Source organism: Gulosibacter sp. GYB002, assembly GCF_036577665.1.
In the GTDB taxonomy this organism is placed as follows: domain Bacteria; phylum Actinomycetota; class Actinomycetes; order Actinomycetales; family Microbacteriaceae; genus Gulosibacter; species Gulosibacter hominis.
In genome coordinates this window covers 191068-212773 of sequence record NZ_JARBDD010000001.1, presented here as the reverse complement: position 1 = coordinate 212773, position 21706 = coordinate 191068, and the positions used below count along the sequence as shown (strand labels likewise).

Genomic DNA, 21706 nt, shown 5'->3' with positions numbered 1-21706 from the left:
TGAGCTGCAGCCAGCGGCATCCATGTGGCAGTGGTCGTAACGGGCCCGAACTAAGGAGTCCCCCGTGAAGGCTGCTGTTGTCCGTAATTTTGGCGACAACCTCGATATCAGCGAGGTTGACCGCCCAACCCCAGGCCCAAACCAGTTGCTCGTCAAGCTTGTTACCTCCGGTGTGTGCCACACCGACCTACATGCCGCACAGGGTGACTGGCCGGTTCGCCCCGAGCCACCGTTCATCCCGGGTCACGAAGGTGTCGGCATCGTCGAAGAGGTCGGCGAAGGCGTCGACGATTTCAAAGTTGGCGACATGGTCGGCAACGCGTGGCTGTGGAGTGCATGCGGTAAGTGCGAATACTGCCGTAAAGGATGGGAAACCGTTTGCGACTCGGTCGTCAACGGTGGATACACCGCCAATGGCTCGTTCAGTGAATACATGGTCGTAGACGCACGCTACGCGCCCCGTATCCCGGAGGGTGTCGACCCGGTCGAGGCCGCTCCGATCCTCTGCGCCGGTGTCACCGTCTACAAGGCGATTAAAGAGACCGAAGCAAAACCAGGTCAGTGGATCGTGATTTCGGGCATCGGCGGCCTTGGCCACATTGCAGTGCAGTACGCGGTTGCAATGGGTCTGCGTGTAGTTGCCGTAGACGTCGCCGACGACAAGCTCGAGCTTGCCAAGAAACACGGTGCTGAGGCGGTCGTTAACGCGGCCACTGAAGATCCGGGCGAAAAGGTCAAAGAGATCACCGACGGCGGCGCTCATGGAATCGTCGTGACCGCGGTGCACCCGAAGGCGTTCAGCCAGGCGATCGCTATGTGCCGCAAGCTGGGCACCATTGTTTTCGTGGGGCTTCCCCCGGGGGCCACCGAAGTCGAAATCTTCTGGGTGGTGCTGCTGCGTCTCACCATCCGCGGTTCGATCGTGGGCACCCGTCAGGATATGGAAGAGGCCCTCGACTTCTTTGCACGCGGCAAGATCAAACCGACCGTTGCAACTCGTAAACTCGACGAGATCAACGATATCTTCGACACTATGAAACAGGGCGGCATCGACGGTCGTTTGGTCATCGACTACCGCTAGCCCACAGCTGATCACAGGATCGGCGCTGTGCTTCTTTGCGTGAGCACAGCCCCGATCCTGTGTCGGCATCGCCGGTTGCCCGTCCTTCACCCGCTCGAGGCACAACCGGCCCGCATTGGCACCACTCGAACACGGAATCAAAGAGCGACTCTCTTCACGCTGAGGAGCATTGAGACGACATGCCAGCCTATGAATTCCTCGCCATAGTTGGGTTTGTTTTACACGCCGCAGTAGCAATCACTGCGCTGGTGAGCTTGCACCGGGCCCTCGACTCGCTGACGCTCGGCAGCGTGGTGTTCTGGTTCGCATTCATCGTTCTTTCGCCGCTATTGGGGGCACTCGTCTGGTTCGCGTTCGGCAAACCTTCCGACAAACACAAGCCCACGCGCTAACCGGTTCATTCCGATTCCCTCCCAATCACTGACAGCACTCGGGTAGGCTTGGCGCCAGTGCAAATTCAGGCACCCCGAACTCGGTGCCGTCGATAGTGAAAGGCTGCGATGTCGAACGCAAACCTCCCCGATAAGCCAGCTCTCGAAGGCCTCGAGGAGAAGTGGGGCAACGTCTGGGAAACCGATGGCACATACCGCTTCGACCGTGAGGGTGCGACCCGCGACACCGTCTACTCGGTCGACACTCCCCCGCCAACCGCATCCGGTTCACTGCACATCGGCCACGTGTTTAGCTACACCCACACGGATGTGGTTGCCCGCTACCAGCGCATGACCGGTAAGCGCGTGTTTTACCCGATGGGTTGGGACGACAACGGTCTACCCACCGAGCGCCGCGTACAGAACTACTACGGCGTGCGCTGCGACCCGTCACTGCCGTACGTCGAAAACTTCGTGCCCCCGCACGAGGGCGGTGATGGCAAGAGCATCAAGGCCGCCGACCAGCAGCCAATCTCGCGCCGCAACTTCATCGAACTGTGCGAAAAGCTCACCATCGAGGATGAACGTGCCTTCGAAGATCTGTGGCGCAAGCTTGGTCTCTCGGTCGACTGGACCCAGACCTACCGCACCATTGAAGATTCGAGCCGCCGCGCATCCCAGCTCGCGTTCATCCGCAATATTGAACGTGGCGAGGCATACCAGGACATGGCCCCGACGCTGTGGGACGTGACTTTCCGCACCGCAGTCGCGCAGGCCGAGCTTGAAGACCGCGAACAGCCAGGTGCCTACCACCGGCTCGCCTTCCACGGCGCCGACGGCAACGACATTTTTATCGAAACCACTCGCCCCGAGCTGCTGCCGGCCTGTGTGGCACTCGTGGCGCATCCCGACGATGAGCGCTACCAGCCGCTGTTCGGCACCACCGCCCGCACGCCGCTGTTCGACGTCGAGGTGCCGGTGCTCGCGCACCCGCTCGCCCAGCAAGATAAGGGCTCGGGTATCGCGATGATCTGTACCTTCGGTGATGTCACCGACGTGGTGTGGTGGCGTGAACTGAAGCTGCCGAACCGATCCATCCTGGGCGAAGACGGTCGCATCATGGATGCCATGCCCGAGGCCATCACCAGCGAAACCGGTCGCGCCGTGTACGCCGAAATGGTTGGCAAAACCGTTTTTAGTGCCAAGAAGATCGTCGTCGAGGCGCTGCAAGAATCGGGCGAGATGATCGGCGAACCCCGCAAGATCACCCACCCGGTGAAGTTTTTCGAAAAGGGCGACCGCCCGCTCGAAATTGTTTCGACCCGCCAGTGGTACGTCGCCAACGGCGCCAATGACGAGCAGCTGCGCGCGCGACTGCTCGAACACGGCCGCAACCTCGACTTCGTGCCCGAGTTCATGCGCGTGCGCTACGAAAACTGGGTCGAGGGGCTTTCAGGTGACTGGCTCATCTCGCGCCAGCGCTTTTTCGGTGTGCCGATCCCGGTGTGGTACCCGATCGACGCCGATGGTGTCGTCAACTACGACTCACCGCTGCTGCCGAGCGAGGCACAGCTGCCGGTCGACCCCTCAACCGACGCTCCCGAGGGCTACACCGAGTCGCAGCGCGGCGAGCCGGACGGTTTCGTCGGCGAACTCGATGTGATGGACACCTGGATGACCTCGTCGCTCACCCCGCAGCTGGCCGGTGGTTGGGAGCGCGACCCCGAACTGTGGCAGCTCGTATCGCCCTTCGACGTGCGCCCGCAGGGGCAGGACATCATCCGCACCTGGCTGTTCTCGACGCTGCTGCGCAGCGAACTCGAGCAGGGTCAGCTGCCGTGGCGGCACGCCACGATCTCGGGCTTTATTGTCGACCCCGACCGCAAAAAAATGTCGAAGTCAAAGGGCAACGTGGTGACCCCCGCCGCGCTGCTCGACACCCACGGCTCGGATGCGGTGCGCTATTGGGCGGCCTCGAGCCGACTCGGCACCGACGCGGCGTTCGACCCACAGCGCCCCACGCAAATCAAGATCGGCCGCCGGCTCGCGATCAAGGTGCTCAACGCCGCCAAACTCGCACTGGGCTTTGACGCCACCGGTGCCGACTCGATTGCCGCCATCACCAACCCGCTCGATCTGGCAATGCTCGCCGAACTGCGCGGTGTAATCGCATCGGCCACCCGCGCGCTGGGCGAGTTCAACCACGCCCGGGCACTGGAAGTGACCGAGACGTTCTTCTGGACCTTCTGTGACGACTACCTCGAGCTGGTGAAAGAGCGCGCCTACGGCGACGATGCCCCCGCACGCCAGTCGGCAGTGGCAGCGATGCGCACCGCAATCCACGTGCTGCTGCGGCTGTTCGCCCCGGTGCTGCCATTCGCCACCGAAGAGGTGTGGTCGTGGTGGCAGGAAGGCTCGGTGCACCGCGCCGCATGGCCAACGGTGGACGAGCTGCCCACACAGGGCCGTGCCGAACTGCTCGCCCTCACCTCGCAGACGCTCACCAGCATCCGCGGCACCAAGACCGATGCCAAGGTTTCGCAGAAAACCCCGCTGTTGAGCGTCACGATCGCGGCACCGGCCGCCGAAATTGAGCTGCTGGAAGGTGCCGCAGGCGACCTGGCCGCAGTCGGCCGCATCCAAGAACTCAATCTCGCAACCGACGCCGACGAACTCACCGTTCGCGACGCGGTACTCGGTGAGGCTCCCCAAAAATAAGCCAACAGATTCGGGCCGGTGTGTCGTACAGCCACCGGCCCGAAACTATGTGGGCACTGTTTTGGCTCGTCATCCCGGCCTAAAATAGGCGACGCGCTCTAGAAAAAGGATTATGACCACTCCCAACTACTCACGCTCATCCAATCGCTCCGCTGCGGCACGTATCGCACCGGTGCTGCGCCCGGTGGCCCGCGAAGATTTTTTCCCGTGGGTGAGTTTGCTGGCAGAGTCGTTAGAGGTAAGCGGGCTCGTCTACCGAGATGAGATTGCGCTGCGCATCTGGCAGCAGCTTGGCCACGAAAGTTCGAAGACGACTCCAGCTTCGCAATTGGAAGCCCTCGTCGCCGACCGCTCGGGGAACCTCATCGGCCTGGCCCTCATGCTGCCGTCGATCTCGCTCAGCACCGGTGCTGCCGCACTCGATGTACACCTGGCATATGTGCATCGCGCCGCCCGTGATGAGGCTGCGGCTCGTGCCCTTGTTGCTGCCGTACAGCAGCGAGCACGGGCAATCGGCGCAACCAAAATTCGCTGGCTCGCGGCAAGCGAGACCCTGCATCAGCTAGCCGGCGCCGAACCGATCTCAAAGTCGGGTATTTACGAGAGCAACCCGGCCCTGGACGTCGAGGCATAATGCAAATCGGCACCCGCTGGGCTGACAGCGCTCCCCCTCCCCCGAGCGTGCCGGAGCCGCTTGTCGAAGCCATCACAGCGGCGAATCTGCGCGGCGGCTCATGGACGCTCACCTGGCTCGAGGGACGCCCAATTGCAGATCACAGCGACGGCACGCATCTTGAAATTGACGACACCGGAGCCGTCACCGACGGCAGCAGTGAGCTGTGCGATGAAGACGACGACTGGCTGACGGGCTAGTTCCAACATCAAGCCAGTTCTGGGCTGGTCACGATTAGGCTCTGACCATGCCAACACCAAAACTCGATCCAGCAAACCCGTTTGCGGCCCCATCCAAACTGCCGTACGAACTCCCGCCCTTCACCGATATTCGCGACGAACACTATCGTCCCGCGTTCGAGGCCGGGTTGACGCAGCACCGTGCTGAAATTGCCGCCATTATCGATGCATCCGAACCGGCAACATTCGACAACACAATTGCCGCACTCGAACGCTCCGGCCAGCTGCTGCGGCGCGTGGCCATGGTGTTTTGGGCCCTCACCTCGAGCGACGCCACCGAGCCGATCTCAGAAATCGAGCGTGAATACGTCCCCAAACTCACCGCTCATTTTGATGCAATTGAACTCAACACACAGCTGTTTGAGCGCATCAACACGGTCTACGAGCAGCGTCACACGCTCGACCTCACCACCGAGCAACTGCACCTGGTTGAGCAGACCCGGCTGCGATTCCAACTCGCCGGTGCCGCGCTGGCAGACTCCGAAAAGCAGCGACTCGCCGCCATTAATGAGCGCGTTGCCGAGCTCAACACGGTTTTTCAGGCGAATCTGCTCGCCGACACCAATGCTCGCGCGGTGCTCGTCACCGACGTTGCTGAGCTTGATGGATTGGGCGAGGATGAGCGCGCTGCGGCGGCTCAGGCGGCTACCGATGCGGGTCACCCCGATGGCTGGTTGATTACGCTGCCGCTTTATACCGGTCATCCGTGGTTGGCGCAGCTGCGCAATCGTGAATTGCGGGCTCGCATCCACGCCGCCTCGGTGGCCCGCGCGAGTGAGGGCGAGCACAGCAATGCCGAGGTGGTGCTCGAAATCGTGCGGCTGCGCGCCGAACGAGCCGAACTGCTCGGTTTTGCATCCGCCGCCGAGGCGACCGCGGCCGATTCGACCGCGGGGTCGGCAGCGGCCATCAGCGAGCGGCTGCAACTGCTCACGCCACCGGCGGTGCGCAATGCTCGCCGTGAGCTTGAAGCCCTGCAAACGCTGGCCGATGAACAGCAACGCGCACAGGGTGCCGAGCCATTCCAGCTTGCCGCCCACGACTGGGCCTTCTACGCCGAACAGGTGCGCGCACGCGACTACGAGCTCGACACCGCGGCTATGCAGCCCTATTTCGAGATGAACCGAGTGCTGATTGATGGTGTGTTTGCTGCCGCCAAACTGGTGTACGGGCTGAGCTTCACCCCTCGGGAAGATCTCACCGGCTACGAACCGGATGTGCGAGTGTTTGAAGTTTTTGACGAGGACGGCACTGCCCTCGGGCTATACCTGTTTGACCCCTACACCCGCCCGGTGAAGCGAGGCGGCGCGTGGATGTCGAACTTCGTTGAACAAAACGAGCTGCTTGACCAGCAGGCGGTGGTGTTTAATGTGCTCAACGTCGCCAAGCCCCCGGCCGGATCGCCGACACTGCTTTCGCTCGACGAGGTCGAAACCATGTTCCACGAGTTCGGGCACGCCCTGCACGGCCTGCTCGCGCACACCGTGTATCCGAGCAATTCGGGCACCAGCGTGAAACGTGACTTTGTCGAGTATCCGAGCCAGGTGAACGAGATGTGGATGCTGCACCCGCTGGTGCTGCCCCGCTACGCCGTGCACCACGTCACCCGTGAACCGATGCCGGCCGAGTGGGTCGAGCGGCTGCAGCGCGCATCGCAGTTCAACGAGGGGTTCATGACCACCGAATACCTCGCCGCTTCGGTGCTCGACCAGGCCTGGCACTCGCTCAGCCGTGCCGAGGCCGAGGCGGTGCACGATGTGGCCGCGTTCGAGCGCGAAGCTCTTGACCGTGCCGGGCTATTGCTGCCCGAGGTGCCGACCCGTTATTCGTCATGCTACTTCCAGCACATCTTCGCGGGCGGCTACGCCGCCGGCTACTACGGCTATATCTGGTCGGAGGTGTTCGATGCGGCCACGGTGGAGCGATTCGAGGCGCTCGGCGAAGACCCGGCTGCTATTCGCGAGCTCGGTGAACAGTTCCGTCGCATCATTCTTGGCCCCGGTGGCTCGCGTGACGCAATGGAGATGGTGCGGGAGTTTTTCGGTGGCGACCCCAGCATCCAGCCGCTGCTGCACCGCCGCGGTCTCGACTAGCCGGTCGCGCCAATAAACACTGGCGCCGGTGTGCTGCTCCCCCCTGGGCGGAGGATGCGGCACACCGGCGCTAACTACTCGTAGAACTCAGTACTCGAGATCGCAAGCAACGTCGATCTCAAATTTCTTGACATCTCCACTGAATGAGCTGCCCTCACCCGTAACTCGCATTCGACCGCTTGAGTAGTTGAGCTGGGGCGCAGTTCCGCCGGTCGTTGAGGAGTACGACACATTATCACTGGTGTCTTCGCCAAACAGCAGCACCGAATCAACTTTGCCCTGTGAGTCTGCGGTGACAAGGAACGTTGCGCCCGCGTCGGCAGATGAAGAGTACTTGGAGTCACCACCAGTCAGTGTGTAACCGCCAGACGTACTGCAGGTGGTTTGCCAATCGATCGAAGACAGGTCGGTGTTACCGAGGCGCACGACATCGCGACCGCCTGCGCCGCCACCGGTGCCACCGCCACCGCTGCCACCGGTGCCGCCGGTGCCGCCGCCACCGATGTCGTCACCACCGTCACCGCCGCCGAAGCCGCCACCACCGCCGGTGCCACCCCCGCCGATGTCACCGCCGCCATTGGGTCCGTCCTCGGTGGGGCCGGGTGCTGGGCCATTACCCCCACCGCCGAATGGCAACAGGCCACCACCGCCGCCGTCACCTTTATTTTCTGCGCTGCGAGTCTGCTTAGACTTCGGCTTGTCATCGTTGTCATCGCCGTTCGCACATGCGGTCAGGCCAACGACCAACGGCACGGCCGCCATGAGAGCCAATACCTTGCGGCCTCGAGATGTGTGCTCCACGTGAGCGTCCTCCCCTGCAATCAATTCGCGGTCTAGTCACCGCATCAACATGGTAATAACGCAAGAAAACATAAACCGACCGCTTCAGGTAGTGCAGGCATCCAACGAGCGGATGACTCTGGCGAGCTGAACCTCAGCCGCGCGATCGTTCATTTATTCGTCGTCAGCGCAGGTGAACTCGGCGGTGTAGAGCGTTTTTGCCGTGCGGTCGGTGCCCTCAGGCGAATACGAGATGCCACGACCGTCCGAGATGATGCGCGTTCCTTCGAGAGTGAAGGTGCCGTTACCCTGACCACTGCCGGGAGTAACCGTCAGCCCGGTCTTTGAAGTGTGACCGCCACCATCGGGTCCGTAGCTAAAGGTGAATGACAGTAGCTGGTCGGCCCCACTGGCCAGCAGCATGAACACATACTGGTCGCCACCGTCCTCGGCGGTACCGAGCACAGAGGGAGCGCTATCGAGCCCACCACAGGTGATATCCCAGTCGAGCGCCGAGAAGTCATCATCGCCCACCCGTAGCGCATCCACACGTGGCGTACGCTTATCGTTTTCGCCGCCCGTAGGAGGTGTTGATTCAGCGGGTCCGGGAGTTTCGCTGCCGTGTGGCAACCCCTCGGGCTCAGTGAGCGTCTCAACGATACGGGTTGGGGTGGGCGTTTGTGCACGCGGGTCTTCGACCGTGAGCGACTCGGCAGTGCATCCGGAAGTCGCCGCGCTAACCGTGACCACGAGCGCGATCACGGCCATTGCTCGTTTTGGCCGGCTCATCATGCTGGCGGCACCGCGCTAGGCGGTTTTTCCTTTCCGTGCGTCCGCTGGCTTCGGGAGAATCGTGGGGGCGGCGTTCTGGCGCACCACATCGGCGGTGATCGATACCTTGGCGACGTCGTCGCGCGATGGAATATCAAACATGATCGGGCCGAGCACCTCTTCGAGAATGGCGCGCAGACCGCGAGCGCCCGTCTTCCGTGCCACCGCCAGATCGGCGATCTCCTGCAGCGCCGCATCGTCGAACTCGAGCTCGACCTCGTCGAGCTCAAACATGCGCTGGTACTGCTTGACCAGTGCATTGCGAGGTTCGACGAGGATGCGCACGAGCGCGTCGCGATCGAGCGGCTCGACGGTGGTGATCACCGGCAGTCGGCCAATGAACTCGGGGATGAGCCCGAACTTGTGGAGATCCTCGGGTTCAACGTCACCGAAAACGTTGTCGACGGTACTCGGCGAGTGAAGCGGCGAGCCAAAGCCGATGCCCTTCTTGCCTGCGCGCGACGAGATGATCTCTTCGAGACCGGCGAATGCACCCGCACAGATAAACAGCACATTGGTGGTGTCGATCTCAATGAAGTCTTGTTGCGGGTGCTTGCGGCCACCCTGCGGCGGCACCGCTGCGGTGGTGCCCTCGATGATCTTCAGCAGCGCCTGCTGCACCCCCTCGCCCGACACATCGCGGGTGATCGAGGGGTTCTCGGCCTTGCGGGCAATCTTGTCGATCTCGTCGATATAGACGATACCGGTTTCAGCACGCTGCACATCGAAGTCGGCGGCCTGCAGCAGCTTCAGCAGGATGTTCTCGACATCTTCACCCACATACCCGGCCTCGGTGAGCGAGGTGGCGTCGGCAACCGCAAAGGGCACATTGAGGCGGCGCGCAAGCGATTGGGCGAGATAGGTCTTGCCGGTGCCGGTGGGGCCGATCAGCAGGATGTTCGACTTGGCGATCTCAATCGCCTCGCTGTCGTCATCGGCCTGGTCTTTCGGGGTTTCGGCGTGCCGGATGCGCTTGTAGTGGTTGTAGACCGCCACCGACAGTGCGCGCTTGGCGTCTTCCTGCCCCACCACATAGTTCTGCAAGAACTCATAGATATCGCGCGGCTTGGGCAGATCGAACTCGGCGACCGCCTCGGGCTGCTGTTCGCTCATCCGTTCGCGGATAATCTCGTTGCACAGTTCGACACACTCGTCGCAGATATAGACACCGGGGCCGGCAATCAGCTGCTGCACCTGCTTCTGGCTCTTGCCACAAAACGAGCACTTCAGCAGATCGCTACCCTCACCGATGCGTGCCATGAAAACCTCCCAACGCGGTCAAATCAGACTAACCCGCCGCACCGACATTCCGCGAACGACGCACGCCAGGTTACGTTCGCCGCTCGCGAGCAGCCGATTCGCTCGCCATCTCGGCGGCGCGTCAGATATAGGCGGAGGGATCGAGCCCCAGTCGCTGCCGTAGGAACGCCACCACTGCCCATTGGAGCCCGGCGACGCTGAGCAGGCCCGCACCGCCACCCATGAGCATGGTCGGCGTCACCTCGAGTTCGGCATCGCCTCCCGCCGCCAGTGCTACGGTGTCCTGGCCGCCCTGCTGCGCCGCTTCGGCCCCGGTGCGGGTCTGCGCCGTTTTCGCGGCCGGTGCCTGTGCGGCAGCGGCGCTACTGGCACTACCCGCTTTCGGGGAGCTATTGGGCTTTGTGAGCGACGGTGCTTTCTCGGCCTCGTAGTCGCCCAGTGAGGGCACGAACGAACCCTGCAGGCTCAGCGTCATCGGCAGCGTCGGTTTGTAGGGGTCGCGCTGTCCGTTCGAGGTGAACCAGTACGAGAACTGCCCGGTTTCGTTCTGGAAGTCGACGAAGTCGCTCGGGAAAGAGCCCCAATAGGCCGCGTTCTCGCTCGTGCGCGGGACCTGCTTGGTTGCGCTAGCGCTGCCGTCACCACCCTCGATCTCCTGACTATCACCGGTGCCGCTATAGACGACGCCGAGGTAGTCGGGGGTGTGTTCGATAACGCCGTTCGCCCGCAGGCTCGCCATATTGACACCCGTCAGATTGGCGAGCGTAATCGTACGCGACTTTAGTTCAACCCACTTCGATGCATCCTGCATCGAGGCGCCATAGCCCGAGGCGACCGCGGTGAGTTTGCCGTTACCCTTCGGATCGAGTTCCAGCACCGGGTCGGTGGCCGACCAGTAGGTCATCCCGCCATAGAAGACCACCGTAAAGCTGCCCTGCCATTCGACGCGCACGCCCGACTCGTCGTTCTTCACGACGCTGCCATTCGAGAGCTTCACCTGCGACTCGGTGTGTGAGCCCTTGCGCTGCACGCTCACGGTATCACCATTGCGGTCGAGGCACTTGTTCTTCCAGGTCGCCAGCTCGAGCTGCGAGCCCTGTGGCTTTACGATGCTGACATTTCCGTCTTGTGCCCGATAGAGCTTGTCGGCTTCGCTGGCGAGCCACACACGTGAGCTGCCGGCGTCGCCGGTGCGTCCGGCCACGAGGAAGTTGCAGCCACCAAAGAAGGCGCCGCCATTCGTCTCGGCGTTGAGGCCCCAGTAGAGGGTGGCACCCTTGCTCGTGTCGTTCGAGTCGCCGTCCGGGCTGGGTGTGGGAGGCTTCTTGCCGCCGTCATTGCCGTCGCCGCCGCTGTCTTGCTGCTTGGAGGTGGTGACGGTGAGCTCGGCAGCCCGCCACAGTGCTTCGCTGTTGAGCACCGGTGTGACAACAACCGTGTACTGTGTGCCGTTCTGCAGCCCGCTCACGTCGGTGGAGTTCATCCCGTCAGGCACGGTGAGCGTTTTTACCGCTGCACCCGAGGTGTTCGTGCCCTCGAACACCTCGACCCGATAGTCGGGGGCCACCTCACCCGGCCAATTCCACCTCAGGCCGAAGCCGCCGGCGCGCACCGCCGACGCCTCGAGGTTCAGCGGTGCCCAGCTGCCAACGCCGCCCACAACAGCGAGCTGCGTGACGGCAATGGGTTCGGCCGTCGACGGCACGGGCGCGCCGGTAGCGGCGGATGCGGCACTCACGGCGCTGCTTTCTACTTCGGTGCCATCTTCAGCATTGGGGGATACGCTGCCGTCGTCGACAGCCTCGTTTGCCGCATCCGAATCAGGCGCATCGTCAGCGTCCGTGGATGCATCAGGTGTCGACGAAAGCTCAGTGGTCGGTTCGGTCTCGACAACTGGCTCGACCTCGAAAAGCTCCAGGCTGTGAACGCCAGCCGCGAGCGTGCCGACCCGCCACATCCCGGTTGCCGCAGCATCCGTAACGGGCATCGACATCTTGCCGTCGGCAGTTGCGAGCCATTCCCCGTTCGCCCGCACGGCAATCTCTCCGGTGACCCCGGCGGGAACGTTCGCGATAGATATCTGCACCGCTGCATCCGCACCCTCGGCAACCCGGCTGGGCGTCGCGGCAGCGTACGGCTCGGTTTTCTCGACATAGCTGATCTCAAGCGGCGCCGCAGGCTTCTTCAGGTCGACCATACCGCCCGACGAGTACCAATAGGCCGCCTGCCCCGTGAGCACATTGAAATCAACCCAGCTCTGCGGGAACGAGCCCCAGCCGTCTTTCGTGCGCAGCTGCTCGCCCGAGGGACCATCCGGTTTGACGTCAACCGCCACGCCTTCGTAGTCGGGAGTGACGCGAATGCCGGTGTCGGTGACCTCAACATGCTGCATTGTCGCCAGCTCAATCTGCGTGGGCGGGAGCTCAACCCACTTCTCGGGGTTGAACATATCGGCCCCGTATCCGCTGGCGGTGCCGGTGAGCTTGCCCCTGCCGTCGACCACCGTGAGCTTGGGGTTGCTGATCGACCAGTAGGTCATGCCGCCGTAGTAGACGATCGTGAACGAGCCCTCGAACTCGAGCTGCGCGTCGTTCTTTGCCGCGTTGATGGTGCCTGAGCCGCCGGTGAAGTTCACCTGGTTGCCGCTGGTCGACCCCGGCTTGGTGTTCACATTCTTGCCGTCGGGGCCCTGGCACTTGTTGGTCCAGGTGGGTGCCACCTGATTGCCCGCGGCATCGGGTTTGGTGATCGTGACCCTGCCGTTGGTGGTCTGGTAGTACTTGTCGGCGAAGGCGGCTGACCAAACCGATGAGGCACCGTTATCGCCCACCGTGCCGGCGACAAGGAAATTGCAGCCACCGAAGTAGGCGCCGCCGCCCGACTCGTCGTTGACGCGCCACGAGAGGTTCGCATCAACAACCTGCGTCGTGCTGCCGGCCACCGCAGCCTGCGCCGCGTCGATAGCGGCGAGTCCGCCGCCCGCCGTGAGGCTGAGCACGCCCAGGCTCACGGTGAGTCGCTGCAACCAGCCCTTCCAGAAGCTCACCATTTTCACTCTCCTCCCTCGCCGCGCGAGCGCTGCACCGACATCACGAGCGTCGGGGCATCTTCATCCGCGCTCTCGGTGGCACTGCGCGTAGCCGAGTCGTCTTCCTTCGACGCCTTCTGCGATCGCTCAAAGAAGCTAAGCCACTGGTCGAAACTCTCGCCGCTGGCTCTGGGGTCGGCGGGTTTGGGCGCGTCTGCCGACACTGCGGCGTGCTTCATCTCGGTGCGAGCGATGAGCGCCGCCGCGCGGTCGGCTTCTTTGGCGCCCCGCAGCTCCATCTTGTGTTCGAAGCGCATCGTCTTCTGTTTCTGTTTATCGCGCTGTTTGAGCGCCGCGCGCTCGCGCTGTCCGCGCACCTTCTCAAGCGCCTCGGGGTTCACACCGAGCAGCAGCGCTTTTACCGCCAGATAGCCACCCACGCCGGCGGCGAGGATGATGAGCGAAACACCCACGAGAATGAGGGCGGGCAAAATCGCCACAAACCATCCCGGCATCGCCGCCGCATCCCCGCCCGGCGCGGTCAGTTCCTGCACCGGTGATACCTCGGCAGGTCGCTGCGCCTGCGCTGCCGAACCCGACTGCGCTGCCGAACCATTCTGCGCATCCGCAGTCGACTGGCTGCTCTCGGCCGGGGTCTGGGAGCCGCTCGAACTGTGCTGAGCGTCGGCAGCGGGTGCCGCACCGGCCCAGGTCACGGGCGTAAACGACTCGTTATTGGCATTTTTCACGCCGTGTGCGCCGATGGTGATAATGCCGCAGGTCACCTGTGTGCAGTCAACCTGACGCTCGTTGAGCTGGCGATCGAAGGTGTTAAACACCGCGCCCGGCACCCTGAGCGTTGCCGACCAGGTGCCGTCTGCGTGCAGTTCACCACCGTTCGCGGCGCTGGCAGTGGAGCTGCCGGGGAACGTCACGAACAGCTGGAAACCGGCGGGGTTCGTTTCATCATCGTAGACATAGCGGTAGTTCGTGCCGGTGACACCACCATTACTCGGTTTCCACGAGCCGCCGCTGGGGTCGTCAACCCAGCCGAAGAGCACGTAGATCCCGCCGAATCCGCCCTGCACCGATTGGAAGCCGCTGCCCTGCAGCTGCAGCGTCGACTCCCCGTTCGGGTCGGCCTCGCCGGTGACGGTGACGCTCGCTGCAGCGTGCGCGGGCTGCGCGAACGACGGCACGGCAACGGCCGTCACGCCGAGCGCGAGCGCGACGCCCGCTGTGGCTCGCAGCAGCTTGCCCGCACGGGTGCGAATCGTTCGAATCATGAGGTACTCCCTGGAATAACTGATGTGGCGTCGCGATCGGGCACGACGATGGGTTTGCCGGTGCGCGGATCAGGCACGATATGCACCGGATAGTCGTAGACCTCAGAAACGCGCTCGGCAGTGAGCACCGCCTCTGGTGCACCGTCAGCGACAATGGTGCCGCCGCTGAGCAGCGCGATGCGATCGGCATAGGCCGCCGCGAGGTCGAGATTGTGGACAATGACGACGACGGCGCAGCCGGTGGCGGCGTAGCTGCGCACCAGCTGCAGCACCTGCTCCTGGTGCTTAATATCCATCGCCGCGGTGGGTTCGTCGAGCAGCATCACCGATGCAGTCTGCGCTAGCACGCGCGCGAGGGCCGCCCGAGCACGTTCACCGCCCGACAACGACGGATAGTGCCGGTCGGCAAAGCGCTCGATATCGGTACGCGCCATCGCCCCCGAGGTGATCAGCTCATCGGCCTTCGCATTCGGGGTGCCCTGCCAGGGTGCGCGGCCCATATCGACCACCTCAGCCACCGTGAACGGGAAGGCGATATCGATCTGCTGCAGCAGCACTGCGCGGCGCATGGCGAGCTCGCGATTGGTCCAGGCGTGGGTTGGATAGCCCTCGAGCAGCACCTCGCCGCTGATGGTGTCGACATCTGCGGTGATGGTGTTGATCAGCGTTGATTTACCGGCACCGTTCGGGCCCACTAGCGCCAGCACCTCTCCCGCCCTGATGTCGAGGTTGATGCCGTCGAGCACGCGGCGCTCGCCGAAGGTGACCGCCACATCCCGAATCGAAAGCACCACCTCGCCCATCGCAACCGGTTCGGGTCGACGCGGCACGGTACTCAACATTATGCTGCTCATGCCCAGCCACCTCCCCGATTGCGGCTGGCACGAATGAGGTAGAAGAAGAACGGTCCGCCCACGAGCGAGGTGAGCATCCCAATCGGCAGATCGGCAAACTCAACGAGCGTGCGGGCACCGAGGTCGGCGATGGTGAGTAGCAGCGCGCCGCCGAGCACCGAGGCCAGCAGCAGCGGCCGGTGCGCGGGACCGATGATCATGCGCACGATATGGGGCACGACGAGCCCAACGAAGGCGATGATGCCGGCAAACGCAACCGCCGACGCAACCAGTAGGGCGACGTACACCATCGCGAGCATCCGCAACCGTTCAACGTTGACGCCCACGTGCCGGGCCGCCTTTTCGCCCAGTGAGAGCAGGTCGAGCTGTCGCGCGATAAAAATTGCCAGCACGATGCCGATCATGATCAGTGGGCCAACGAGCAGCACCTGCTCCCAGCGGCTGCCGTTGAGCGAACCCATCTGCCAGAACACGATCTGCTCGCGGGCCTGGGTGGGTGCGCGAAAGGTGATGAAGGCGATGAGCGCACCGCACACGGCATTGACCGCCACACCGGTGAGGATGAGCGTGATCACCTCGGTGCGGCCGCCCGTGCGCGAGAGCATATAGACGAGGAAGGTGGTGATGAGCCCGGCGGTGAACGCAAAGGCGGGCGTCGTGAAGGGGCCGAGGAAGGTGAATCCGAACAGGATCGAGAAGCTCGCCCCCACTGCGGCACCCGACGAGACACCCACCGAGCCGGGTTCGGCGAGCGGGTTGCCGAAGATGCCCTGCATGAGCACCCCACCAACCGCGAGCGCGGCACCGACGAACACGCAGAGCACCAGCCGCGGGAAGCGCACCTCGGCAAGCGCCGCCGCACCGAACTCGTGCGAGGGGCCGGGCAGCCAGTTGATGCCGATCGAGTTGAGCACGAAACCGGCCACCTCTGCCGGCGGAATGAACAGCTGTCCGATCATCGCCGAGAGCAGGCAGGCACCCACGAGCGCGATCGCGAGCGTGATCATGAGGATCGTCGAGTTCGCGCGGCGCTGTTTGCGCGGTGCCAGTTCGGGAGCCTTCAGCGGCTCCTGCGGTGCTTCCTTCGGTACTCGCGCTTCGGCTCGCCTTGCGCGCGGCCGTGTTGCCACTGCCGACTCGTCGGCCTTGCTGGTAGACACTTCGGTCATCGGTTTTTTTCTTCCAGTTCTTGTCGGATCTCGCCGAGGCGTTTTTCAACGGCTGCGGGGCCGTGCTCGGGCTGATAGCTGTGCTCGGGTGCGTAGATCGCGGTGCCGAGCGCCGCAAGCACAAAGGCGGTGCGGGGCCCGAAGCTCATCACCTCGTAGTCGCTCATATCGACGATGCGGCGGTTCTTGCCCGCCGGGGTCTGCTTGATACCGGGTAGTTCGAGCGCGGCATCGATTCCACCCACCGAGGCAAGTCCCAGCGTCATCACGATGATGACGTCGGGTTGGGCCTTAATCAGCGCCTCCGAGTTTGTCGGCGCCATCCCCTCGAAGCCGACCTCGGTGGCCACATCACGCGCACTGATCGACTGGATGATCGAGTCGGCACCCGAGCCCATACCGAACCAGTAGTAGATATTGCCGCGCAAATAGAGGAACACCGTGCGGGGCTTTTTCTCGGGGTCGGTGGGCGCGATTCGGCCGAACTGCTGAATTACCGAGTTGATCTCGGCGTAGGTGCGGTCGGCCAGCGCCTCCCCCAGCGACGAGACCCCGAGCGCATCCGCCACAAATTGAATCTGCTCACCAACGCCACCAACCCCGGCCTCATAGGGCGTCGGCACCATCACCACCGGGATGCCCGCTTCGCGCAGCTGCAGCTGCACATCGTAGGGGCCGACCGTGCCGTCGGTAATGACGACAGTGGGCGCGAGGTTGAGGATCGCTTCGGCGGCGAGCTCATGACCGTTCTGGGTGACGAGCGGCAGGTCGTCATTGCCCGGCATGAGGCCGACAATGTCGGTGGCCGTATCGCGGCCGACGAGATTGCAACCGAAGCCGAGTCCGATCACGGCGGCTGCCAATCCGCCGTTCTGATTGAGGGCAAGGATGCGCGTGGTGTCACTAACGGTGACCTCAACTCCATCGGCGCTGTTGACGGTTGCCGGCAGCTGCTGCAATGCGGATGCGGCATCGGTGATGGGCGGGATGGCCGCGGCCTGCGTGTAGGCGGTTGTCGGGCCGGTGATCTCGCGGGGTGAGGTGAGGTCGACAGAGTTCACCTGGGGCAGCTGCGGCGGTGCCGGCTCGGTTTGAGCTTCGGTCTGCACGCAGTTCTTGTTCGCGGCGAGGGATGCGGTGCCCACGTTGTGGAAACCGTTCATTCCCAGCGCCACCGTGACGGCGACGATCACCACCGCCCAGGCGGTGCGGTGTACCGTGGCGCGCTTGAAGCGGCGCAAGAGCCGAGGCATAGCCATAACTGGTGGTCTCCTACTGCTCTTCGCGGCCGCGACGGCTCACCAGCACTGCGCCGCCGGCGGTGAGGACAGCCGCCGAGGCGATCATGCTGATCAGGGCGAATTCGCTGACACCGGTTGCGGCGAGCGAGCCATTGCCCTTGTTGCCGGTGCCCTTGCCGTTGCTGTTCGAGTTACCGGCGCCGGTGCCCTTGTCGGCACCCGAGCCGCTGCCCGCATCCGAACCATTGCCGTTACCGCCGGGCTTTTCGGTGGCGGTGTTGGCTGGAATGGTGACGGTGACGTCGCTCGAGTCTTTCTCGGCTGCGAGAGCCGCGGCGGCGCCCAGGCCACCGGCACCCAGACTGCCGCAAACCAGCAGGCCAGCGAGCGCAATAGCGGCCCGCGGCGAACGGTGTGAACTGCGCCGAAGAGTCATTCCAGCGCTCCTTCCTTCTGTGATTCTGATTGGAGTTCGCGTTCGCGTGCACGATAGGCCAGGTAGAGCTGCTCGCGGCGACGGCGAATCAGCACAAACACGACGGTTGCGGCGGCTGCGAGCACCACGACGATCAGGGCCAGCAGCGACCAGGGCGCGCCCGCCACCTGCGATTCGGCGGTAAACGGTTCGGGTACGGCCAGCGACCCGTCATACGGCAGCGCCGTGGCACTCACCTCGACACTCGCCCCGCCGATCGCGAGGGTCGGCACTTCGCGGGTGAGTCGCACGCTCGAACCCGGCAAGAGGTCTTCGACCGCCGTTGCGCCGCGCGGTGCACCAAAGGCGAACAGCCCGTGCACGCTGATCGCGTCGTCGAGGCGGATTCGTGTGTTCCCAGTGTTTGCCACCGTATAGGTGGTGCGGATCTTGGCAGGCGCGAAGGGGTTGGGGCTCGCTATGTATTCGCTGTCAACGTCGCTAATCTCAACTGCGGCTTTGAGCTCGCCAATAACGCGCACACTGATGCGCAGCCCGAGTCGACGCTCAACCTGTACTTGTCCCTCACCGCTCGGCAGCAAAGAGGCGACGATCGCGGCCGAGTGGTCACCCGGCGTGGCGTTGTTTGGCACTGCGACGGTGAACTCCACCTCGGTGGATTCGCCCGGTTTGAGGTCGATTTCTTTGGTCTTGGGTGTCACCCACGCGCCGGCGTCGGTTGATTCCTCGCCCGAGGCGAGGATGTCGATGCCACCCTCGGCGGTGGTGAAGGCATCGGCTGCGTAGATTTTCAGATGCAGGTCTTGCGAGCCGGTGTTAGTCACCTGCATGGCGTCATCGATGCTGCGTCCGGCCGAAGTGCCATAGCTAAAGTTCGGCCGACCGTTGCCTTGCTCGCCATCCACCGTCGACACCGACCATGCAGCGCCCTCATTCTGGGCTGATAGCGGTGCCTGGGCTGCGGCCACACGCGCGGTCAGCGCGAGCTGCACGGTTACCACGAGGATGCTGGCGAAAACAGCCATGAGGATGCGCGCGAGAGGGCGCGCGTGACGCAGGGCAGACGACATTCAGAGAAGCTCTCGAGAGACGGTGCAAGACCTACTGCACAACAGAGATTGAGAATGAGGGGTCCGGTTGGTGCGGCGGTCGTGTACGCCGCACCAACCGGAGTCGGAATCCGCTAGCTGATAGCCGAGATTGTCAGCTGCGCGGTGTACTTGCCGGCGGGGGCCTTCTCAACCGGAACCATCAGGTTGAGCAGGGCGTTCACCTTGGCGGGTGCCGCGGCGCCCGAGGTAGCGAGCAGCTGCGACTTGGCGAGGCCATCGGTCTCACCCGCGCCGGGGTTCACCTTGTTACCGGGCTTAACGGCATCGCTCTCGGCGGTGACGCTCGGCTCCCAACCGAGGTACGAACCCGAGAACTTGTTTTTACCCGAGTCGAAGCTGCTCACCTGACCGCTCAGGCTCCAGCTGTACTGGTTGTCGCCACCGGTACGGTCGTCGGTGACGATGATCGAGTCGAGGTTGCCCTGGGCAACGAAGTTGTCGCCATCCTGAGTTGCGGTTGCGAGGTCGGCACCACCGGGTTCGCCGCCCTCCCAGGCCCAGCCAAACTTACCCTTGGGTTCAGTCGGAGGTACCTCGGGGTCGGTGGGATCGGTCGGCTTGGTCGTGGCCTCGGGGATGGTCACATCGACATTCCCCTCGGGCGCGGTCGCCGGGGGCTCCGCAGCGTCGACGGTGTAGCCAATCGACAGCGGCGCCGCCACCTTCTTCGGGTCGACCGCACCGCCCGAGCTGTACCAGTACGACGACTGGCCGGTCTGGATATTGAAGTCAACCCAGCTCTGCGGGAAGGCACCCCAGTTCTCGCCCTCGCGCTTCTGGTCCGACATACCGCCCTCTGTGTTAACCTCAACGCCCCGGTAGTCGGGGGTGATCTCGATGCCGGTCTCGGTCACATCGACGCCCTTGAAGGTGGCCACGTCGATCGGGGTGTCTTCCAGCGGCACCCACTTCTCGAGGTCGTGCATATCTGTGCCATAGCCCGAGGCGGTGCCGGTGATCTTGCCGACGCCGCCGGTCACCTCGAGGTGGAGGTTCGACACCGACCAATAGGTCATACCGCCGTAGAAGACCATGGTGAACGCACCGGGGAAGTCGATGCTGGCGTTGTCGCCCGCGGCGTCAACCTTGCCGGTGCCGTTCGCGAAGTTCATCTGGTTGCCGCTGGTCGACCCCAGGTGCGTCCTCACGGTCTGGCCGGCCGCGTTCTGACACTTCGTGCCCCAGGTGGGTGCAATCTGCTTACCATCGCTATCGGGCTTGGTGATGGTGACATTGCCATCGGTGGTGCGGTAGTGCTGCTCGGCCTCGGCTTCACCCCACACGCGTGCCGACCCCAGGTCGCCAACCTTGCCGGCGACGAGGAAGTTGCAGCCACCATAGAAGGCGCCACCGCCCGACTCGTCATTCACGCGCCAGCTGAAGGTGGCGTTGCTGACGGTGCTTTCGCCACCCTCGGCTGCAAAAGCGGGTGCGGCAGCAAAACCTGCACCCATCACGAGCGCACTCGCCGCCAGACCGGCGCCTGCACGATTGAGCCAGGGCGATTTGCCCGCCCGGTTACGACGTTCTGTCATATCTACTCCTGTTAGGAACCAGGTCGATCTCGGAAAGAAATCGACGGAACAGTCGCCGACACGACACAGCGACGTTAGACTCACCTTCAAACGGTAAGGTGACCCTTAATTAGGTTAGGAAACCCTAAGTTAGGCTTGCCTAACTTCAGCATAGACTACGAAGTGAGTTTCTTCCACATTTGGTTGCTGCGCTTGAGAACCGTGCCGAGCTAGTCGGCCCAGCAACGCAGGTATGACCAACCCGACATCACCTAGGAGAGCCATGACTCAGACGGCAACCATCCCCGCACCCGCAGCAAGTTCGCTCAGCGAAAAGCTGCGCGCACTCACCGCCCGCTCGCATGAGAGCGCCGAAACGTCGACGTTCATCGTCGATCTCATGCGCGGCGCGCTCGACCTCAATGCCTACTACCATCTGCTCGAGCAGTACAGCTACATCTACAACGCCCTCGAAGTGACGGCGGGCAAGATGCGCGAGAACATGCCTCATTGTGAGCTGCTCTCGGTGGAGCTAAACCGCAGCGAGTCGATCGACGCCGATCTCGAGACACTGCGCTCGCGCGTGACTGCGCCAGCTTCGGGCATGCTGGCTTCGACTCGCAGCTATGTTGAGCAGATCCTCGCCACCGAGCACGACTCGGTACGCTATCTGGCGCACCACTATGTGCGCTACCTCGGCGACCTTTCGGGCGGGCAGGTCATGCGCGTGTGGCTCGGACGCCACTACGACCTCGCCGACGAAGAGGCCACTTTCTTCCACTTCGCCGAGATCCCGAAGCCGGTTCCCTTCAAGGAGGCCTACCGCGAGCGCCTGAACGCGCTCGACCTCACCGAGCAGGAGCAGAGCCGCTTCATTGACGAGGCGATCGCGAGCTTCAACGCCAACCAGGAGATCTTCGAAGAGCTGAACGAGATCACCCGCGCGCGCATCGACGTGGTGCCGGCAGAAACCGCGCCGCGCCCCATGCGCCGCGACTAGCGCAGCCCGGCCAACAAAAA

General features: G+C 63.5%; 18 protein-coding genes. 7 read left to right on the top strand and 11 right to left on the bottom strand.

Annotated elements, in window-relative coordinates:
* Window positions 1-64: 64 nt before the first annotated feature.
* From adhP to PV375_RS00855, 6 genes are all read left to right on the top strand, one after another.
* Entirely contained in the window at window positions 65-1081 is a 1017-nt protein-coding gene (adhP, locus tag PV375_RS00880) for an alcohol dehydrogenase AdhP (protein ID WP_332105738.1), read from the top strand.
* Window positions 1082-1260: 179 nt separating this feature from the next.
* Entirely contained in the window at window positions 1261-1473 is a 213-nt protein-coding gene (locus tag PV375_RS00875; protein ID WP_332105737.1) for a hypothetical protein, read from the top strand.
* A gap of 108 nt (window positions 1474-1581) precedes the next feature.
* Complete coding sequence (valS, locus tag PV375_RS00870) at window positions 1582-4170, top strand: valine--tRNA ligase (RefSeq protein ID WP_332105736.1); 2589 nt, start codon at window positions 1582-1584, stop codon at window positions 4168-4170.
* A gap of 112 nt (window positions 4171-4282) precedes the next feature.
* Entirely contained in the window at window positions 4283-4804 is a 522-nt protein-coding gene (locus tag PV375_RS00865) for a GNAT family N-acetyltransferase (RefSeq protein WP_332105735.1), read from the top strand.
* A complete protein-coding gene (locus tag PV375_RS00860; protein ID WP_332105734.1) occupies window positions 4804-5043 on the top strand; it encodes a hypothetical protein in 240 nt (79 codons plus the stop codon). The genes PV375_RS00865 and PV375_RS00860 overlap by 1 nt, the downstream gene beginning before the upstream one ends.
* A gap of 47 nt (window positions 5044-5090) precedes the next feature.
* Complete coding sequence (locus PV375_RS00855; RefSeq protein WP_332105733.1) at window positions 5091-7175, top strand: M3 family metallopeptidase; 2085 nt, start codon at window positions 5091-5093, stop codon at window positions 7173-7175.
* An 87-nt stretch (window positions 7176-7262) separates the two neighbouring features.
* Here the strand turns inward: PV375_RS00855 and PV375_RS00850 are convergent, their stop codons facing one another.
* The 11 genes from PV375_RS00850 to PV375_RS00800 form a co-directional block, all read right to left on the bottom strand.
* The gene (locus PV375_RS00850; protein WP_332105732.1) at window positions 7263-7976 is read right to left on the bottom strand and encodes a hypothetical protein; all 714 of its coding nucleotides are present in this window, start codon (window positions 7974-7976) and stop codon (window positions 7263-7265) included.
* 153 nt (window positions 7977-8129) lie between these two features.
* Complete coding sequence (locus PV375_RS00845; protein WP_332105731.1) at window positions 8130-8747, bottom strand: hypothetical protein; 618 nt, start codon at window positions 8745-8747, stop codon at window positions 8130-8132.
* A 15-nt stretch (window positions 8748-8762) separates the two neighbouring features.
* Window positions 8763-10046 (bottom strand): ATP-dependent Clp protease ATP-binding subunit ClpX, encoded by a 1284-nt coding sequence (clpX, locus tag PV375_RS00840; protein ID WP_332105730.1) that lies wholly within the window; start codon window positions 10044-10046, stop codon window positions 8763-8765.
* A 121-nt stretch (window positions 10047-10167) separates the two neighbouring features.
* Window positions 10168-13095: a fibronectin type III domain-containing protein gene (locus PV375_RS00835; RefSeq protein WP_332105729.1), complete on the bottom strand. Its 2928-nt coding sequence runs from the start codon at window positions 13093-13095 to the stop codon at window positions 10168-10170.
* A gap of 2 nt (window positions 13096-13097) precedes the next feature.
* Complete coding sequence (locus PV375_RS00830; RefSeq protein WP_332105728.1) at window positions 13098-14360, bottom strand: hypothetical protein; 1263 nt, start codon at window positions 14358-14360, stop codon at window positions 13098-13100.
* The gene (locus PV375_RS00825) at window positions 14357-15214 is read right to left on the bottom strand and encodes a heme ABC transporter ATP-binding protein (RefSeq protein WP_311478474.1); all 858 of its coding nucleotides are present in this window, start codon (window positions 15212-15214) and stop codon (window positions 14357-14359) included. Before PV375_RS00825 ends, PV375_RS00830 begins: the two co-directional genes overlap by 4 nt.
* Window positions 15211-16383: a FecCD family ABC transporter permease gene (locus PV375_RS00820; RefSeq protein ID WP_332105727.1), complete on the bottom strand. Its 1173-nt coding sequence runs from the start codon at window positions 16381-16383 to the stop codon at window positions 15211-15213. The genes PV375_RS00825 and PV375_RS00820 overlap by 4 nt, the downstream gene beginning before the upstream one ends.
* The gene (locus tag PV375_RS00815) at window positions 16380-17642 is read right to left on the bottom strand and encodes a heme/hemin ABC transporter substrate-binding protein (protein ID WP_332105726.1); all 1263 of its coding nucleotides are present in this window, start codon (window positions 17640-17642) and stop codon (window positions 16380-16382) included. The genes PV375_RS00820 and PV375_RS00815 overlap by 4 nt, the downstream gene beginning before the upstream one ends.
* Before the next feature lie 13 nt (window positions 17643-17655).
* Window positions 17656-18060 (bottom strand): hypothetical protein, encoded by a 405-nt coding sequence (locus tag PV375_RS00810; protein WP_332105725.1) that lies wholly within the window; start codon window positions 18058-18060, stop codon window positions 17656-17658.
* Complete coding sequence (locus tag PV375_RS00805) at window positions 18057-19130, bottom strand: WxL protein peptidoglycan domain-containing protein (protein WP_332105724.1); 1074 nt, start codon at window positions 19128-19130, stop codon at window positions 18057-18059. Before PV375_RS00805 ends, PV375_RS00810 begins: the two co-directional genes overlap by 4 nt.
* A 113-nt stretch (window positions 19131-19243) precedes the next feature.
* On the bottom strand, window positions 19244-20707 hold the full coding sequence (locus tag PV375_RS00800; protein ID WP_332105723.1) for a hypothetical protein: 1464 nt from the start codon (window positions 20705-20707) through the stop codon (window positions 19244-19246).
* A gap of 262 nt (window positions 20708-20969) precedes the next feature.
* Here PV375_RS00800 and PV375_RS00795 point away from each other — a divergent pair, with 262 nt between their 5' ends.
* A complete protein-coding gene (locus tag PV375_RS00795; RefSeq protein ID WP_311478480.1) occupies window positions 20970-21686 on the top strand; it encodes a biliverdin-producing heme oxygenase in 717 nt (238 codons plus the stop codon).
* The last annotated feature ends 20 nt before the right edge of the window (window positions 21687-21706 follow it).

Bases quoted from the DNA above. Each gene is read 5' to 3' on its own strand.
- PV375_RS00820 (WP_332105727.1), bottom strand. From the start codon at position 16,383: ATGACCGAAGTGTCTACCAGCAAGGCCGACGAGTCGGCAGTGGCAACA.
- clpX (WP_332105730.1), bottom strand. From the start codon at position 10,046: ATGGCACGCATCGGTGAGGGTAGCGATCTGCTGAAGTGCTCGTTTTGT.
- PV375_RS00815 (WP_332105726.1), bottom strand. From the start codon at position 17,642: ATGGCTATGCCTCGGCTCTTGCGCCGCTTCAAGCGCGCCACGGTACAC.
- PV375_RS00835 (WP_332105729.1), bottom strand. From the start codon at position 13,095: ATGGTGAGCTTCTGGAAGGGCTGGTTGCAGCGACTCACCGTGAGCCTG.
- PV375_RS00865 (WP_332105735.1), top strand. From the start codon at position 4,283: ATGACCACTCCCAACTACTCACGCTCATCCAATCGCTCCGCTGCGGCA.
- PV375_RS00825 (WP_311478474.1), bottom strand. From the start codon at position 15,214: ATGAGCAGCATAATGTTGAGTACCGTGCCGCGTCGACCCGAACCGGTT.
- PV375_RS00805 (WP_332105724.1), bottom strand. From the start codon at position 19,130: ATGTCGTCTGCCCTGCGTCACGCGCGCCCTCTCGCGCGCATCCTCATG.
- PV375_RS00800 (WP_332105723.1), bottom strand. From the start codon at position 20,707: ATGACAGAACGTCGTAACCGGGCGGGCAAATCGCCCTGGCTCAATCGT.
- PV375_RS00795 (WP_311478480.1), top strand. From the start codon at position 20,970: ATGACTCAGACGGCAACCATCCCCGCACCCGCAGCAAGTTCGCTCAGC.
- PV375_RS00860 (WP_332105734.1), top strand. From the start codon at position 4,804: ATGCAAATCGGCACCCGCTGGGCTGACAGCGCTCCCCCTCCCCCGAGC.
- PV375_RS00855 (WP_332105733.1), top strand. From the start codon at position 5,091: ATGCCAACACCAAAACTCGATCCAGCAAACCCGTTTGCGGCCCCATCC.
- PV375_RS00875 (WP_332105737.1), top strand. From the start codon at position 1,261: ATGCCAGCCTATGAATTCCTCGCCATAGTTGGGTTTGTTTTACACGCC.
- PV375_RS00830 (WP_332105728.1), bottom strand. From the start codon at position 14,360: ATGATTCGAACGATTCGCACCCGTGCGGGCAAGCTGCTGCGAGCCACA.
- valS (WP_332105736.1), top strand. From the start codon at position 1,582: ATGTCGAACGCAAACCTCCCCGATAAGCCAGCTCTCGAAGGCCTCGAG.
- PV375_RS00810 (WP_332105725.1), bottom strand. From the start codon at position 18,060: ATGACTCTTCGGCGCAGTTCACACCGTTCGCCGCGGGCCGCTATTGCG.
- PV375_RS00845 (WP_332105731.1), bottom strand. From the start codon at position 8,747: ATGATGAGCCGGCCAAAACGAGCAATGGCCGTGATCGCGCTCGTGGTC.